Raw genomic sequence first — 15850 nt, 5'->3', positions numbered from 1 at the left:
CGATGAAAGGCTTCTGGCGCGACGCCGTCGAGTTCTTCCCGATCCTGTTGAACGGCGTCGCGCTGACGATCATCGTCACGGTCGGCTCCCTGCTGCTCTCGACGGTGCTCGGCCTCGTCTGGGCGATGATGCGGGTCTCGGGTATCAAGGTGCTGTCGATGCTCAGCGCCAGCCTGATCAATGTGATCCGCGGCATCCCGATCATCGTGCTGTTGTTCTATCTTTACTTCGTGATGCCGGATCTCGGCGTCACGTTGTCGGCCTTGCAGGCCGCAATCCTCGGGCTCGGCATCGCCTATTCGGCCTATCAGGCCGAGAATTTCCGCGCCGGCATCGAGGCGATTGACAAGGGGCAGATCGAAGCGGCGCAGTCGATCGGCATGGGCTGGTGGCTGACGATGCGCCGCGTTGTGCTGCCGCAGGCGGTCCGCATCGTGCTGCCTCCCTACGGCAACGTCATGATCATGATGCTGAAGGATTCCTCGCAGGCCTCCACCATCACCGTCGCCGAGCTTGCCCTGCAAGGCAAGCTGATCGCCTCGTCGACGTTCAAGAACACCAGCGTGTTCACCCTTGTTGCGCTGATGTATCTCACCATGAGCATTCCCTTGATCCTGCTGGTCCGTCACTTCGAGAAGCGGGCCGGCAAGCGATGATCGAACTGAATGACGTCCACAAGAGCTTTGGCAAAGTCGAGGTGCTCAAGGGCATCACGGCCTCCGTTCAGAAGGGCGAGGTGGTCTGCATCATCGGGCCATCAGGCTCCGGCAAGTCGACCATTTTGCGCTGTATCAACGGCCTCGAAAGCTACGACCGCGGCGAGATCAGCGTCGAGGGATTGAAGGTCGACCGCGACGCGCCGTCGATCGTGAACATCCGTACCCGGGTCTCGATGGTGTTTCAGCGCTTCAACCTGTTTCCACACCGCACGGCGCTGGAGAACGTGATCGAGGGGCCGCTGTATGTGAAGAAGGAGCCGCGTGCGCAAGCGTTGGAACGCGGCCGCGCGCTGCTCGCCCAGGTCGGGCTCGCCGAGAAGGCCGATGCGCATCCGCCGCAACTCTCGGGCGGCCAGCAGCAGCGCGTCGCGATCGCGCGGGCGCTGGCGATGCAGCCCAAGGCGATCCTGTTCGACGAGCCGACCTCGGCCCTCGACCCTGAACTGGTCGGCGACGTCCTCGGCGTGATGCGCAAGCTCGCCGACGACGGCATGACCATGGTCGTCGTCACCCACGAGATGGGCTTTGCCCGCGACGTCGCCGACCGCGTGCTGTTCATCGACGGCGGCGTCATCGTCGAGCAGGGGCCGGCCAAGGCGCTGCTCAACCAACCCCAGCATCCGCGCACGCAGGATTTTTTGCGCCGTGTGCTGCATCCGCTCTGATCGGTGTTCGCCATGAACGCGCGCCTGCCTCTGCCGCCCTCTGTCTATGCCGACACCGCCATCGCGCCCGTCGCCACGCCGCCGCTCGATGTCGACAACACCGCCTCCGTCGCGATCGTCGGCGGCGGCTATACCGGCCTGTCCACGGCGTTGCATCTGGCCGAGCAGGGTGTCGAGGCATTGGTGCTGGAGGCGCAGGAGCCCGGCTGGGGCGCGTCCGGCAACAATGGCGGCCACACCAATCCCGGATTGAAGCACGATCCCGATCAGATCGAGGCCGATTTCGGCGCAGATCTCGGCCGCCGCATGATCGACTTCTCCTACGGCACCACGAACTTCACCCACGAATTGATCCGCCGTTACCAGATTCCCTGCGAGGCGCGGCAGAACGGCACGCTGCGCGCCGCCTATAACGAGGCCAGCGCCGCCGCGATCGAGAACACCGCGCAGCAATGCATCCGCCGCGGCATGCCGGTGTCATTCCTGAATCGCGAGCAGTTGCGCGTGATGACCGGCACCGATCGCTATATCGGGGCGATGCTGGACACGCGTGGCGGCGATCTGCATCCTCTCAGCTATGCTCGCGGCCTCGCGCGCGCGGCGATCTCGGCCGGCGCGAGGGTTTTTGGTGAGACGCCGGCGCTGTCGCTGCGCCGCGACGGCACGCGCTGGCGCATCGCGACGCCGCGCGCGATCGTGCATGCCGAAAAAGTCCTGCTCGCCACCAACGGCTTCACCGACGATCTCTGGCCGGCACTTCGACGCACCATCGTGCCGGTGTTTTCCTCGATCGCCGCTACTGCGCCGCTCTCGGACGCTGTCGCGCGCTCGATCATGCCGACACGTCCCGTGCTCTACGAGAGCGGCTATATCACGGTCTATTACCGCATCGATCAGCAGAACCGCCTGTTGATGGGCGGCCGCGGCCCGATGCGTTGGATAAAGTCGCCGAACGACGTCGCCTACCTCATGCGCTACGCCGAGCGGCTATGGCCGCAGCTCAAGGGCGTCGCCTGGACGCATGGCTGGAACAGCCGGCTCGCGATCACCGGCGATCATTATCCGCATGTGCATGAGCCCGCGGAGAACATCCTGATCTCGCTCGGCTGCAACGGCCGCGGCGTTGCGCTCTCCACCGCGATGGGCGCACAGCTCGCGCGCAGGCTGATCGGCGGGCCAAAGGTGGAGATCGACATGCCCATCACGGGCATCAAGCCGATCCCGATGCACGCGTTCTGGCCGCTCGGCGTGACGAGCGCCGTCATCGCGGGCCGCATGAGAGATCGGTTAGGCATATAGATCGGTTAGGGATTTGGAGAAGGCGCCGCCGAGGCAGCGCCTTGCTCGATCCGATGTTCAGCAGCGGCCCTGTTTCCACAGGCCGGGCGGGCAGCCCATGCCGCGCCAGCCGACCTTGCGCCCGTGGTACCATCCCGGCGGCGTGCCATGGTGATGATGGCCCATCGCGTGACCATGGCCATGACCGTGCCCGTGTCCATGACCATGTCCATGACCGCCCTTGGCCAGGGCAGGGCCGGCAAATGTGAGGCCGGCTGCAACGATCAGCGACGCGGCGAGCGCAAGTTTCTTCATCATGTCCTCCACTGGGGCGAGCGCATTTGTCCGTTCAATGAACGAACGGTGGGCAGGTAAGTTCCCTGCCAATGTGGAGAAGTCGTGACGCTCGCGCAGATGCGCAATCGCGCACCAGTTCGATCCGCGTTAGCACATTGCATCCGTGCGCTCAGCCTTCCACCACCGCTTCGGCCCACGGTTGGAAAATCTCGACCGCGCCCGAATTGGTCTCGCCCTCGCGCATCACCACGCTCGGGCAGGCGAACTTCATCGGTAGCGCCTGCACCTGGGTCTCCTGATAGTCGAATCGCGCCGCCAGCGTCTTGCGCGCGTCCGCCGGCAGGCGGGCATCACCGATAACGACCGGGCCTTCGCTGGCGTCGATGCGCGGCTGGTGGATGGCGGCATCGAGGTCCATACCAAAATCCATCGCAAAGGAGACGAGTTGCATCACCGCCGGCAGGATGCGGCGGCCGCCGGAGGCGCCGACCGCGAGGCGCTTGCCATCCGGGGTCTCGGCGATGACGGGCGTGTAGTTGGTGAGACAACGCTTGCCAGGTGCGAGCGAGTTGGTGGTGCCAGGTGTCGGATCGAACCACATGATGCCGTTGTTCATGGGGATGCCGGTGTGCGGCGTGACATATTTCGAGCCGAAGGTGGACAGCAGCGTCTGCGTCACCGCGGCCATGTTGCCGTGGCGGTCGACCACGGAGAAGTGGGTGGTGCAGGCCGGCGCCAGGTATTCCGCGCCGAGCGAGCGCTTGCCATCGGCATCGCCCATGTCGCCCAGCCGCTGGCGATAGGCCGATTGCAGCGCCAGCGCATATTCGGCGTAGGCGGCCGCGTCCGGTGTGCCGCCCGGCTTCAGATTCTGCTGCAACAGGCGTAGCGCATGCGCCATCGTCGGTCCGGCAGTGAGCTCCGGCGTCGCAAACACCTTGCCGCCGCGATAGGGGATCGCCAGCGGCTCGCGCAGGTGGCTGCGGAACGCGGCGAGATCCTCCGTCGATAGCGAGCCGCCGTCGGCCTTGATGTCGGATGCAATGCTTCTTGCGAGGTCACCCTCGTAAAAATCGCGGGGGCCAGCGGCTGCGAGATGGGCCAGCGTCGCCTTCAGCTTGTCCTGCGGCAGCCGCGTCTCGGCCTTGATGCCCCAGGGCGCATTCGGCGGCAGGCCGTCCCTCAGGAAGATGTCCGCGCTGGCGGGATAGCGCCGGAGCTCAGCGGCGGAGCTCGCGATCATGAGCGTCGTCCACCAGTCGACCAGCAGACCTTCGCCGGCGATCGTCGCAGCGGGCGCGACCAGATCCTTCCACGGCATCCTGGCGTGGCGGCGATGCGCTTCCTCCATGCCGGCGACGACGCCGGGCACCGCGATCGAGCCAGGCCCGTGAATGTTGCGATCGTCCTCTACCCGCGGCCAGGGGAACAGGTCGGAGGCCGCGCCTTCGCCCGTAATCGGATAGTCGGCGACGCGCAGGCTCTGCGGTGCGCACATGCCGTAGTCGATCACTTCGTAGCGATTGTCCTTGGCGCGGTAGAGCACCATCGCGCCGCCGCCGCCCATGCCGCTCATCCAGGGCTCCAGCACGTTCAGCGCGAAGGTGGTAGCGACGACGGCGTCGACACAGTCGCCGCCTGCCGCTAGCACCTCTGCGCCGACCTCGGCCGCCCGCCGCGATTGCGCGGCGACGATGCCGCCCTTGGCTCTGACTGCGGGTTTGCGGATGTGCTGGGCGCGGCTGAACTGGTGAGGCATGATGTCGTCTTTGTCTTCGGTTGTCTTGGCTGGCTAGGCGCGCGGACAATGGCACACTGCCGCCAACGAGAACATCCAAAGCGAGGAGCGACATGGCTGGTGTGAGGCAGACGCGGGATGGTGCGGGGTGGCGACCGCCTACCAAGCCCTCATGCCCGGGCTTGGCCCGGGCATCCAGGTCTCCCGCAAGCGGCCCAAGAACGTCGATGGCCGGGACGAGCCCGGCCATGAAAGACACAGCGAATAAGGACGACGCGGCGACCGCTCAGAGCGAGCGGTTCAACCGGCTGGCCTGATACTTGGCACGCCATTTCGGGCCCGGCCCGCGCATGTAGTGAAGCTCGGGGCGGTACGGGTCGCCGGCGACCCGGATCAGGGTCTGCCATTTCATGGCGACGAAGTTCAGGGGCTGGCGAAGGAGGCTCAGTGAAGGGAGCAACATCGGCATCACCTCAATGCGGCTTGCCGAGCATGGCGGTGAAGGGAAGATCGAAAATCTCCTCGCCGTCGTCATCGCTGACGTGGATCACCCAGTCGCGCCAGTCCTCGTTGCTCGGCGTCAGAATCATCGATCGCATGATCTGGGCGGCGCGGTCGCGGGCCTCGGTGAGATTGGAGACGGCGGCGCCGTAGCGATCGATCAGGGTGCCCTCGGTATTGGAGCAGTGAAAGTAGACCTGGACCATCTACGCCTCCTGTAGGGAGCGATTGGGATGGCAAATTGATACCACCCGAGGCATTCGCGAAACATTCGGGTCGAACCCGGTAAGGGAATTTACGGAGATTGGTCGCCTGCAAGGTCGTTACAGGTTTAATCACAGGCGGGTGATGATCAGCTGGACCGCGCTTGGGCGGCATGGAACAACCTCCGACGAAAGTCGAGGGGCGACATGGGTCCTTCCGAAGGCAGCGTCGGTAATGCCATCCGCTTCGGAACGGCACCATGTTCATTGCCGATTACAAGAAGCATAGCGTCGTCCCGGCCTGGAGGCTTGCATCTGGCCGCCGCGGGGACCAAGACTCTGCGGCACATCAAAGAGCATGCGCCCCACGGAGTGTTCGAGTGAAAGCCGTCCATACTGAGCTGCACCGCAGCCATGATCCGCAATTCTTCCTGGTTCGCGGGCTCGTCAAGCGCACCACCGAGCAGCCCGAGCGCGTCGATCGCCTGCTCAAGGGATTGAGGGACGGCAAGCATCAGCTGGTCGAGCCGACGAAATTCGGGCAAGGGCCCCGCGCGCGCATCCACAGTCCGGAATATCTGTCGTTCCTGAGCGAAGCCTGGGAGGCCTGGACGGCGCTCGGCGATTCCGGCCCGGAGATGATCGGCAATATCCATCCGGTGCGCCACGCGGCGACTTATCCCACCCATATCGTCGGCAAGCTCGGCTGGCACACCGCCGACACGGCGGCGCCAATCGGGCCGGGCACGTGGGCGGCCGCCTGTGCCGCGACCGACGTCGCGGTCACCGCGGCGCAGATGGTGATGGACGGCGAGGATGCGACCTATGCGCTCTGCCGCCCACCGGGCCATCACGCCTATCGCGACATGGCGGGCGGTTTCTGCTTCCTCAACAACAGTGCGATCGCGGCGGCGCATCTGCGGCAGAAGCACGAGCGTGTCGTCATCCTCGACGTCGACGTCCATCATGGCAACGGCACGCAGGGCATCTTCTACGCGCGGCCTGACGTCTACACGATCTCGATCCATGCCGATCCGGTTGCGTATTATCCGTTCGTGTGGGGCTATGCCCATGAGCACGGCGAGGGTCCGGGTCTCGGCACCAACCTCAACATTCCCCTCGCCATCGGCACCGGCGATGACGGCTACATGCAGGCGCTGGACGTTGCGCGCAAGGCGATCGAATCGTTTGCGCCGAGCGCGCTCGTCGTCGCGCTTGGTCTCGATGCCTCCGAACACGACCCGCTGAAGGGATTGGCCGTCACCACACCAGGCTTCCGCCGCATCGGCCAGGCCATCGCGAAGATGGGCCTGCCGACCGTGTTCGTGCAGGAGGGTGGCTATCTCTCGGATATTTTGGGCGCGAACCTCACCTCAGTGCTGGCAGGATTCGAAGAGGCGCGGTGAGCTTGAAAGCATCTCGCTCGCCGCGAGCACCTAGCAGACGTGCTGCATCTCGGCTTCGTCCGCGACCATGTCGAGCATGATCGTGGTCAATCCCGTCGCCGTACAATCCTTCGATCTTGCGCCGAGCTCCTCATAGCTGCCGACGAGAGAGCGCCGCAGCTTCAATAGCGCTGCAGTTCGTCCGCGGTCAGATCGGGATAACATCCGACAACGCCATTCCCTTCTGATCTGATTGAGCTATTCTTCCCAAGGATTAGGGAACGCGTCCAGTCTGAGGTGAAGTCGGGCCCCAAATCTGTGATTGAGGGGACCCCAAAGCCCCTTCGACGTAACGATAGGTCGGGCAGAAATCACCATGCTGGAGAACGAGCCGGGCACGGGAACGGAGGGCGGGCTGAAGCGCTGGCTCGAGGGCATCGGTCTCGGCCACTACACCGATCTCTTTGCGCAGCACCGTCTCGATCTCGACGTCGTGGCGGACCTGACCGAATCCGATCTGGTCGAGCTCGGATTGCCGCTCGGTGATCGCAAGCGGCTTCAGCGAGCCATGTCGGCGCTGTTCCAGGCCGAAACGGCGGAGCCGTCGGCGGCAGTGGCGCCGCCGCAAACGCGCTCGGAGGTCGGCGCGGAACGGCGTCAGCTCACCACCATGTTCTGCGACATGGTGGATTCCACCTCGCTATCGGTTCAGTTCGATCCGGAAGACGTGCGCGACATGATTGCGAGCTTCCGCGAAACCTGCGTCCGCGTGGTCAAGCATTACGAGGGCTTTGCCGCCCGTTTCGTCGGCGACGGTATCTTGATCTATTTCGGCTATCCGACCGCTCATGAGGACGATGCCGAGCGCGCAGTTCGCGCCGGGCTCGAGATCGTGCGGGTGCTGTCGAGCGCGCATGCGATCGAGCCGCGCGGTGCGCTCAGCCACTCGCCCGCCGTCCGCATCGGGATCGCGACCGGCCTCGTCGTGGTCGGCGATCTGGTCGGACAGGGCACCGAAGAGCGCGATTCCGCGGTCGGAGAAACCGTCAATCTCGCGGCGCGGCTGCAAGGCCTGGCGCCGCCCAACGGAGTCGTGATCTCCGCATCGACCCAAGCGCTGCTGAAGGGGAAGTTCGACTACCGCAATCTCGGCGTCCATGACTTGAAGGGCATCTCCGAGAAAGCGCAGGCCTGGCACGTGGTGCGCGCCTCGCGGATGGAGACCCGCTTCGCCGCCGCCATGGGCACGCGGCTGACGCCGCTCGTCAACCGCGAGGAGGAGATCGCGCTGCTGATGGGACGCTGGCAGCAGGCCAAAGACGGCGACGGCCAGGTCGTCGTTAAGTTCGGCGAGCCCGGCATCGGCAAGTCGCGCATCATCCAGGAAATCTTCGAGCGGATATCCGGCGATCGCCATGGACAGGTCTCGCTCCAGTGCTCGCCTTACTACACCTCCACGGCGTTCCATCCGTTCGTCCAGCAGCTCAAATTCTCCCTCGGCCTCGATCGGGAGGATGCGTCCGCGCTGTCGCTGGCGAGCCTGGAGACCGCGATCGCCACCGCGCATGGCGACATCGAGCAGGTCGCGCCGCTGTTTGCCGCGCTGCTGTCGATGCCGACCGGCGACCGCTATCCGCGGCTCGACCTTTCGCCGCAGCAGCAGAAGGATGCCACCGTCACGGCGCTGGTCAATCACTTCCTGGGCCTTGCGCGCGAGATGCCGTTGGTGATCGCGTTCGAGGATTTGCATTGGATCGACCCGACCTCACGCGAGGTGATCGACCTGCTGGTCGACCGGGTGCAGAACCGGCCGATCCTGGCCATCATCACCGCGCGATCCGAATTCCAGCCGAGTTGGAACGCGCATTCGCACATCACGACCCTGGTGCTGAACCGCCTGAGCCGGCCGCTGCGCACGACGCTGGTCGGGCGCGTTGCCGGCAGGGAGCTGCCCAAGGAGGTCGTCGAGGAGATCATCGTCAAGACCGACGGCGTGCCGCTGTTCCTGGAAGAGCTGACCAAGACGGTTCTGGAATCCAACCTCCTGACCGAGCGGCACGGGCGCTACGTGCTGTCGGGCCCGTGGCGGCAGCTCGCGATCCCGGCAACCCTGACGGACTCGCTGATGGCGCGACTGGACCGCATGGGACCGTTCAAGCGGGTCGCCCAGATCGGCGCCACGATCGGGCGCGAGTTTTCCTACGAGACGCTGCACGCAGTCGCCAACACGCCAGCCGAGCAGATCGAAGCCGCGCTCAATCACCTGGAGCAGGCGGGCCTGATCATGCGCCGCGGCCATCCGCCGGACGCGCTCTACTCCTTCAAGCACGTGATGATCCAGAACGCCGCGCATGCGAGCCTCTTGCACAGCGAGCGCCGCAAGCTGCACTCCCGGATCGCCCAGGTGCTCGCCGAGATGTATCCGGAGAAGACCGAGCGCGAACCGGAGCTGCTCGCTTATCACCTGACCGAATCCGGCCAGAGCGAGGGTGCCGCCAGCTTTTGGCTCAAGGCCGGCAAGCAGGCGGCCAAGAGCGGCGCCAATCTGGAAGCGATCGGTCATCTGCGCCGCGGCTTGAGCGTCGTGCAGGCCAATGCGCGCGTGCAAGGCGCCGACCAGATGGAGCTCGAGCTCCGGATCGCACTCGGCACCGCCCTGATCGCCGCCAAAGGCTATGCCGTGCAGGAGGTCGAGCAGAACTACATCCGCGCGCTCGAGCTCGGCCAGCAGCTCGACGACGACGAAAAGGCCTTCGCCGCCACGCGCGGGCTCTGGGTGTGCCATTTCATCCGCGCCGATCTCACGCGCGCGCACGATCTCAGCGTCGAGCTGTTGAGATTCGCCAAGCGCGAACGGCTGAACCAGCGGGCGCAGCCGGCGCAGCAGACCGGTTATCTGATCGAGGCGCACCGCGCGATCGCGATGACCATGCTGTATCGCGGCCGCTTTGCCGCCGCGCAGCATCATCTGCATCGCTGCATCAACCTCTACAGCCCCGACCTGCATTCCGGTCTGATGGAGCGCCACGGCATCGATCCCGGCGTCGTCTCGCTGTCCTACCTCGGGTATCTCCTGTGGTTCCTCGGCCGTCCGGACGCGGCGCGCCAGCACAGCGAGCAGGCGATCGCGAACGCCGAGAAGATCCGCCATCCCTTCACGCTCGCCTTCGCGCTCGTGTTCGGCGCCTATCTCCGCCAGCATTTGCGCGATGTCGAGGGCACGCGTGACCACGCCAATCGCGCGATGATCATCGCCACCGAGCACAATTTCCTGCACTGGAAGCAGCAGGCGGCGATCCTGCGCGGCTGGGCGCTGGCTCAGCTCGGCGAAGCCGACGAAGGCCTGAGCCAGATGCGCGTCGGCCTCGACGAGTATGAGGCGATGGATTCCTGGCTCGCCGGCTGTTGGTTTCGCTGCCTGCTCGCGGAGTCCTATGCCAAGGTCGGGATGCGCGACGCCGCCTTGCGGGCACTGGACGGCGCGCTCGCGACCGCAAGACGGACCGGCGATCACTCCTATCTCGCCGAAGTCTATCGCCTGCAAGGCGAGATCACGCTGTCGGACGGCGACCCGGCATCGGTGCGGGAGGCCGAGGATATGTTCGGCCTGTCGCTGGAAACCGCGCGTAAGCAGGGCGCATTGTCCTGGGAGCTTCGCACCGCCGTCAGCCTGGCGCGGCTGTGGCACGAGGCCGGCAGGCGCGAGCACGCAAGTCTCCTGCTCGTGCCCATCGTCGGCAGGTTCAGCGAGGGCTTCTACACGCCGGACCTGAAGCAGGCGATGCAGCTGATCAACGAGCTCGGTGCGGACGCGCCCGTTCGTGAACAGGTCGCCCCCTGACATGAGCGATCTTGCCGCAGAGCGTGCGCGCCATTGGAGCGGCTTGCCGAGCGCGCTGCGGGTTACCTCCGCGCTTATCGCAATGTTGAGGTGGTCCATGGCGCGCTTCCGCACTGGCACCGCTGCGTCTTCGGGGCATTGAACGGGGTTCCAGGCGGACGGCTAATGCTTCGTTTCATTTTACCTTGATTCCGTTTGTGAGTTTCCAGCATCTCCCAGCGCGGCTATGACTGCGGCCCGATGGCCCATTTGAGCGCGCCCATGCATTCCGTTGCCCTGCTGACCGCCAGCTACGCCAAGGATATCGAGCGCTTTTCGCTGCTCAGCGAGAGCATCGACACCTGGCTCTCGGGATACACGCGGCATTATGTTCTCGTTAACGATGAGGACGTGCCGCTGTTCGAGCGGTTTGCCTCCGACAAGCGCGTCATCGTCCCGGCCTCGCGTTACTTGCCGAAATGGCTCTTCGCGCTCCCGCCGGCCCTCCAGTTCATCAGCAGCCGGCGCGTCTGGCTCTCGCTGCTCTCGTCACCGGTGCACGGCTGGCACATCCAGCAGATCCTGAAGATCGCTGGCGTTCTCAACGCGCCGGAGCAGCGCGTCTGCATCCTGGATTCGGACAATCTTTTCTTCCGCGAATTCGACGTTGGCCAGTACGCCGGCGGCGAGAAGACGCCGCTCTTCGTCACTCGCAAGGCGATCGGCGCCGACCACCCGTTGCATGGCCTGTGGCTCCGTACCGTCGATCAGCTTCTGGGTATCGAGGAGCGCTCGTTTCCGGCGGACGATTATGTCGGCAACGCGCTGGTCTGGGACAAGGACACCGCGCGGGCGATGACCGGCGCCATCAAGGCGGCGACAGGGCTGAACTGGGTCCTGGCGCTGTGCCGCAAGAAGAAGTTTTCCGAATACCTGCTCTATGGTCATTTCGTCGCGAGCTCGCCCGCGCATCTGGCTGCGCATCGGGTCACGGAAGACAGTATCGCGGTCTCGCACTGGGACGACACGCGTCTCGACCGTCCGGCCATCGAAGCGATGATGCGCGCGGCCTCGCCAGAACAGGTCGCGCTCTGCATCCAGTCCTATTCGTCGACCTCGATCGTCGACATCCGCGAGGTATTCCGGTTGAATTCGCGCGACCAGCGCGCGCCGAGCCTGTCGCCCGACCTTATGGGCGAGGTTGCAGCATTCGAGGTGCCGAAAACGCGCTAGAACATGATTCGACCCCGAAGGGCGGCGTTCGCGCAAAATGTGCAGCGGTTTTCCGCAAAGATCATGCTCATACGATAGCGCGCTCAAGCATCCTTCGTGAATTTGCTGATGACGTCCATGAACGGCTTCGGCTTGAACTCGCCGTCGAGCGGCAGAGGACGGTTCGGCTGCTTGTCCTTGCGGGCGAAGGTGCCGTTGATCCAGCTGTAGCGATCCGAGATGCCCCAGGTCAGGATCGAGCGCACCGGTCCGCTGCTTGAGATGGCCGTCAGCAGATCGTCGACGCGCTTGGCGACGATGGCGTCGCGCTCCGCCGGGCTCCCCGCCAGCTTCTGATCGTCGACATCGAGCTCGGTGACGAGCACCTCGAGCCCCCAGGAACGCAGCGCGGTGACGAACTCGGCGAGCCCGTGTGTGTCGATTTCGAGCTCCGCATGCAGATGCGATTGCAGTCCGACGGCGTGAAGCGGAACGCCCTGGTCGAGCAGGTCCATGATCAGGTTGCGGTAGGCCGCGCGCTTGGCGATGAAGGAGTCCTTGGCCGATTCGATGTCATACTCGTTGATCGCGAGCTTGACGAAGGGATCGGCCGCGGCGGCGGTGCGGAAGGCCAGCGGAATCCAGCCGTGACCAAGATGCTGCGTCCAGAATGTGTCGCGCCGGTCGGTGACCTTCTTCGGATTGTCCGGGATCGGCTCGTTGACGACGTCCCACGACGTCAGCTTGTTCTTGTAGTAGGACACGACGGTGCCGATGTGATCGACCAAGGCGCGCTCGACGCCCTTGCCGTCCTTGATCTGCTTAGTCCAGTCGGGAATGTCGTGATACCAGGCAAGCGCGTGACCGCGCATCGTCAAATCGTTCGCCTGCGCAAAATCCAGGATCGCGTCGGCACGCTCGAAAGCAAATGTGTGCGCATCCGGCCGCAGCATCGGCCATTTCAGCTCGAGCACCGGCACCACCTGCGTGCAATAGGTGCTGATGGCGTCGCCAAGCCGCGGATCAGCTTGCAGGTCCCAGAGCGTGGCCGCAGCGCCAAAGCCCGGACGGCGCTGGGCACGTTTCGACGCCGGCACTGCGGACGCCGATGCGCCCGCCGCGAGCGTTGCGGCGCCGCCGAGCAAGAATTCGCGTCGGTCGAGCCTGGTCACGCGTGAGGCTGCATCGCCGCTTCGGCGATCTCGTAATAGTGAAGCGCGCCTTTCTCGAGCGTCAGATTGTCCAACACATAGTCCCGCGGTGCGAAGTCTCCCGCCGCGACGTGCGACCAGAAGCCGGCCCAGCCGGCTGTGAAACCATCCGCATCCGTGAAGGTCATGCCGCAGCGCGCGTCGAAATAAGGGACCGAGGACACGCCGCCCTCGTACCTCACCTTGTGCGGAAAATACTTCGGATCCTGCCACGGCCCGCCGCGATCCCAGGCAAAGACGGGCACGCCGCTCGATAGCGCCTGCTGGCAGGCGATGCCCTGGCTCTCGTGCTCGCACAGGAAGACCATGCTGCGGCAGCGCGCCAGCGCCGCCTTGTAGTCGTCCTCCTTGTAATGGCCGTAGCGGATCACTTCGACAGTGCGGCCGCTTGCTTGGAGATGCCTGCGGATCGGCTCGATCAGCTCCGCCTCGTAGCGCCCATAATCCCAGCGGATCTTGTCGTAGAGCAGCACGTCGACGCTCTTCTGCTCGGTTGGCGCTGGTGTCCACAAATCGGTCTCGATGCCGACGGGCCAGGCGCCGACATGGGGCCAGTGCGGACGGAACATCTCGGCGTACCAGGCGCATGGCACCAGCACGCGCTTCACGTCGAGATCCTTCAGAGTCTCCGGCGCATCGATCGGGTGGTCGTACATGGCGACGCCGAGCAGTAGCGGGTTTTTCCACTTGAACCAGTCGAGCACGAACGGCCGGCCGATGATGCAGGCCAGTTCCTCGGGGTGCTTCTGGATGTAGCGATAGTCGTTGACGCGGTAGCGGATGCCGAGCCGATCGAGGCCCGCGCACAGATTGAGGAGCACGCGCCGCTGGCCGCTGATATAGGACTTGCCAACCAGCAAGCGCCGCAGCAGCGGCCGGAGATGGCGGTCACCGGGAAACCAGCGGTCGTCCCGTTCTTCGAAGAAGAGGTTGAGGACCATCCTGTCGCCGCCAGCATTGCCGGAGGTTGCCGGCGCAAGCGGCGCGTCGGTGCCGCGATGCGGCCGAGAGGCCGGCTTCGCCCGTGCTTGTTCGGCAACGTCCATGTCAGTCACATCAGCACATCGGAGGATTCGGGGCGACGTTGCGATATCATTGTTTCTTTTCTGTGATCGCGCCGGCCCCTTCAAGGACAGGGCAAATTTAACGCTAACGCGCGATAACCGCGCGATTGCTCCATTCGCGGTCCGATTTGCAGACTTATGCGGCTATCCTGCCGGCGCCAGCGCGCCGTCCGATTGCTCCACCAAAGTCCAAGTGTTTTAACGCTTCGTTAATCCTCACGGCCGCCACCGGTCCAAAGTCCGCATGCTGAATCGTCATTTCTCCATTTATCTCGTCGCCTACATCCTGCCTGCGGCGGTGGGGTTCTTCGCGGTTACGGCCTACACACGGCTGCTGACGCCGGCGGAGTACGGCGTCTATGTGGTCGGCATCAGCCTTGCGGGAATCCTGGGCGCGATCTTTTTCGCCTGGATCAAGCTGTCGGTATCCCGCTATCAGGCGATGTCGGCGGAGGTGGATTTTCGCGGCACCGCGATGGTCGTCTTTGCGCTCACGGCGGCGGTTCTCTGCGCGACCACTCCGCTGGTCTTCCTGTTCCGAAGCGACGTCACCGTCGAGCTGCTGCTCGCCAGCATGTTCGTCGCGATCATGGCCAATGCGGTCGATGTCGGCCAGGAGTTCGAGCGCGCCAAGCTGCGGCCCTACCGCTTCGCGGCGATCTCGATCGTGCGCAGCGTGTCGAGCGTCGGCTTTGGGCTCGCCGGGATCTGGCTCGGCTGGGGTGGATTGGGGCTGCTCGCGGCATTCGGCCTCGGCTCGCTCGCCGGCATCATCCTGAATTTGGTCGGTGACCGCACCAAGATCGCACGCTTCCAGCGCAGCCAGTTCATGCAGCTGGCGCGCTACGGTCTTCCGTTGACGCTGGCCGGGCTTTCCGTTGCGGTCTACTCGGCCTGCGACCGGCTCATCGTCGCCTATCTGCTCGGCAAGGATGCCGCCGGCATTTTTGGCGTCGCTGCGGACCTGCCGCGCCAATTCATGGTCATGATCGCCTCCAGCGTTGCCGCGGCGACGGTGCCGCTGGTGTTCCGGTCGTTGTCGGAGAAAAACAATGAGACGACGCGGGAGCGGCTGACCGAAAGCCTCGAACTGCTGCTCGTCGTCGTTGCGCCCGTCGCGGTCTGGCTTGCGCTGGCGGCGGACCAGGTCGCCGGCACGCTGGTCGGCGTCGACTTCCGCGCGGGCGTGTCCGCGCTGCTGCCGACCCTGGTGCTCGCCCGCTTGTTCGGGATCGCCAATCAGTTCTATGTCCAGATCAGCTTCCAACTCGCCGAACGCCCCTTCATGCTGGCGGCACAGTCCTTCCTCACGCTGGTCGTCAGTGTGATCCTGATGTTCGCGCTCGTCGCCGGCTATGGCCTTTACGGTGCGGCGCTGGCGACCTTCGCGACCGAGGCGATCGGCTTCCTCGTGGCTGTCCTCTTGATGCATCGGGCCCACCCGGTCCCGTTCGATCTCAACCGCCTCGCCGCTGTTGCCGCTTCCGCTGCGGCGATGGCGGCCGCGATCCTGATCGCGCGATCGCAAGCGGGCGGCACTGGTCTCGGGTCGCTCATCGTCGTGAGCCTCGCCGGTGGCTTCGCTTACGCCGCCGCGGCGTGGCTGATGAACGTCGCGAACGTGCGAACGTTGTCCCTGCGCCTCCTGCGAACGTTCAACCGGAAGGCGCTGGGCGTTTAGCGACCAAGGCGAGCCTGACCGCTCCCGGCATTGTCCCGTGCAGCTGAACCAGCTTAGCCGGACATTCTGCCGCAGC

Annotated in this window: 13 protein-coding genes and 1 pseudogene; 7 read left to right on the top strand and 7 right to left on the bottom strand. The window is 64.9% G+C overall.

From position 1 onward, the window contains the following. The first annotated feature begins 2 nt into the window (after positions 1–2). From IVA78_RS20335 to IVA78_RS20325, 3 genes are read left to right on the top strand one after another with little or no spacing between them, the layout of a single operon-like run. Entirely contained in the window at positions 3–656 is a 654-nt protein-coding gene (locus IVA78_RS20335) for an amino acid ABC transporter permease (protein WP_247280830.1), read from the top strand. Next, entirely contained in the window at positions 653–1384 is a 732-nt protein-coding gene (locus IVA78_RS20330; RefSeq protein WP_247280829.1) for an amino acid ABC transporter ATP-binding protein, read from the top strand. The genes IVA78_RS20335 and IVA78_RS20330 overlap by 4 nt, the downstream gene beginning before the upstream one ends. A 12-nt stretch (positions 1385–1396) precedes the next feature. Beyond that, entirely contained in the window at positions 1397–2683 is a 1287-nt protein-coding gene (locus tag IVA78_RS20325; protein WP_247416105.1) for an FAD-binding oxidoreductase, read from the top strand. Between the two features lie 57 nt (positions 2684–2740). Here IVA78_RS20325 and IVA78_RS20320 read toward each other — a convergent pair whose 3' ends face one another. From IVA78_RS20320 to IVA78_RS20305, 4 genes are all read right to left on the bottom strand, one after another. Next, the gene (locus tag IVA78_RS20320; RefSeq protein WP_247280827.1) at positions 2741–2980 is read right to left on the bottom strand and encodes a hypothetical protein; all 240 of its coding nucleotides are present in this window, start codon (positions 2978–2980) and stop codon (positions 2741–2743) included. A gap of 148 nt (positions 2981–3128) precedes the next feature. Beyond that, positions 3129–4718, bottom strand: a complete 1590-nt coding sequence (locus tag IVA78_RS20315) for a gamma-glutamyltransferase (protein WP_247280826.1) — start codon at positions 4716–4718, stop codon at positions 3129–3131. Positions 4719–4983: 265 nt separating this feature from the next. Continuing rightward, positions 4984–5160 carry a hypothetical protein gene (locus tag IVA78_RS20310; RefSeq protein ID WP_247280825.1) on the bottom strand — a complete coding sequence of 59 codons (177 nt, stop codon included), beginning with the start codon at positions 5158–5160 and terminating at the stop codon, positions 4984–4986. A 10-nt stretch (positions 5161–5170) separates the two neighbouring features. Next, on the bottom strand, positions 5171–5404 hold the full coding sequence (locus IVA78_RS20305; RefSeq protein WP_091884042.1) for a hypothetical protein: 234 nt from the start codon (positions 5402–5404) through the stop codon (positions 5171–5173). A 377-nt stretch (positions 5405–5781) separates the two neighbouring features. On the opposite strand from IVA78_RS20305, the gene IVA78_RS20300 reads away from it, so the two are divergent. Beyond that, positions 5782–6807, top strand: coding sequence for a histone deacetylase family protein (locus tag IVA78_RS20300; protein ID WP_247280824.1), 1026 nt, complete (start codon positions 5782–5784; stop codon positions 6805–6807). Positions 6808–6837: 30 nt separating this feature from the next. On the opposite strand, the pseudogene IVA78_RS20295 reads toward IVA78_RS20300, so the two are convergent. Then, positions 6838–6954 (bottom strand): annotated as a pseudogene (locus IVA78_RS20295) (LLM class flavin-dependent oxidoreductase); the annotation flags it as partial. A 208-nt stretch (positions 6955–7162) separates the two neighbouring features. On the opposite strand from IVA78_RS20295, the gene IVA78_RS20290 reads away from it, so the two are divergent. Both IVA78_RS20290 and IVA78_RS20285 read left to right on the top strand, forming a co-directional pair. Further along, the gene (locus IVA78_RS20290) at positions 7163–10627 is read left to right on the top strand and encodes an AAA family ATPase (RefSeq protein WP_247467338.1); all 3465 of its coding nucleotides are present in this window, start codon (positions 7163–7165) and stop codon (positions 10625–10627) included. 261 nt (positions 10628–10888) lie between these two features. Further along, complete coding sequence (locus IVA78_RS20285; RefSeq protein ID WP_247416095.1) at positions 10889–11839, top strand: DUF6492 family protein; 951 nt, start codon at positions 10889–10891, stop codon at positions 11837–11839. A gap of 83 nt (positions 11840–11922) precedes the next feature. On the opposite strand, the gene IVA78_RS20280 is transcribed toward IVA78_RS20285, so the two are convergent. Next, positions 11923–12990, bottom strand: coding sequence for an endo-1,4-beta-xylanase (locus IVA78_RS20280; RefSeq protein ID WP_247467334.1), 1068 nt, complete (start codon positions 12988–12990; stop codon positions 11923–11925). After that, on the bottom strand, positions 12987–14075 hold the full coding sequence (locus IVA78_RS20275) for a glycosyltransferase family 1 protein (RefSeq protein ID WP_247416089.1): 1089 nt from the start codon (positions 14073–14075) through the stop codon (positions 12987–12989). Before IVA78_RS20275 ends, IVA78_RS20280 begins: the two co-directional genes overlap by 4 nt. Positions 14076–14337: 262 nt before the next feature. Between IVA78_RS20275 and IVA78_RS20270 the strand changes: the two genes are divergently transcribed. Next, the gene (locus tag IVA78_RS20270; protein WP_247467331.1) at positions 14338–15774 is read left to right on the top strand and encodes an oligosaccharide flippase family protein; all 1437 of its coding nucleotides are present in this window, start codon (positions 14338–14340) and stop codon (positions 15772–15774) included. The last annotated feature ends 76 nt before the right edge of the window (positions 15775–15850 follow it).

This window comes from Bradyrhizobium sp. 137, from assembly GCF_023074095.1.
In the GTDB taxonomy this organism is placed as follows: Bacteria; Pseudomonadota; Alphaproteobacteria; order Rhizobiales; family Xanthobacteraceae; genus Bradyrhizobium.
Note: the sequence above shows the minus strand (reverse complement) of the source record. Positions and strands in the feature narration are given on the sequence as shown.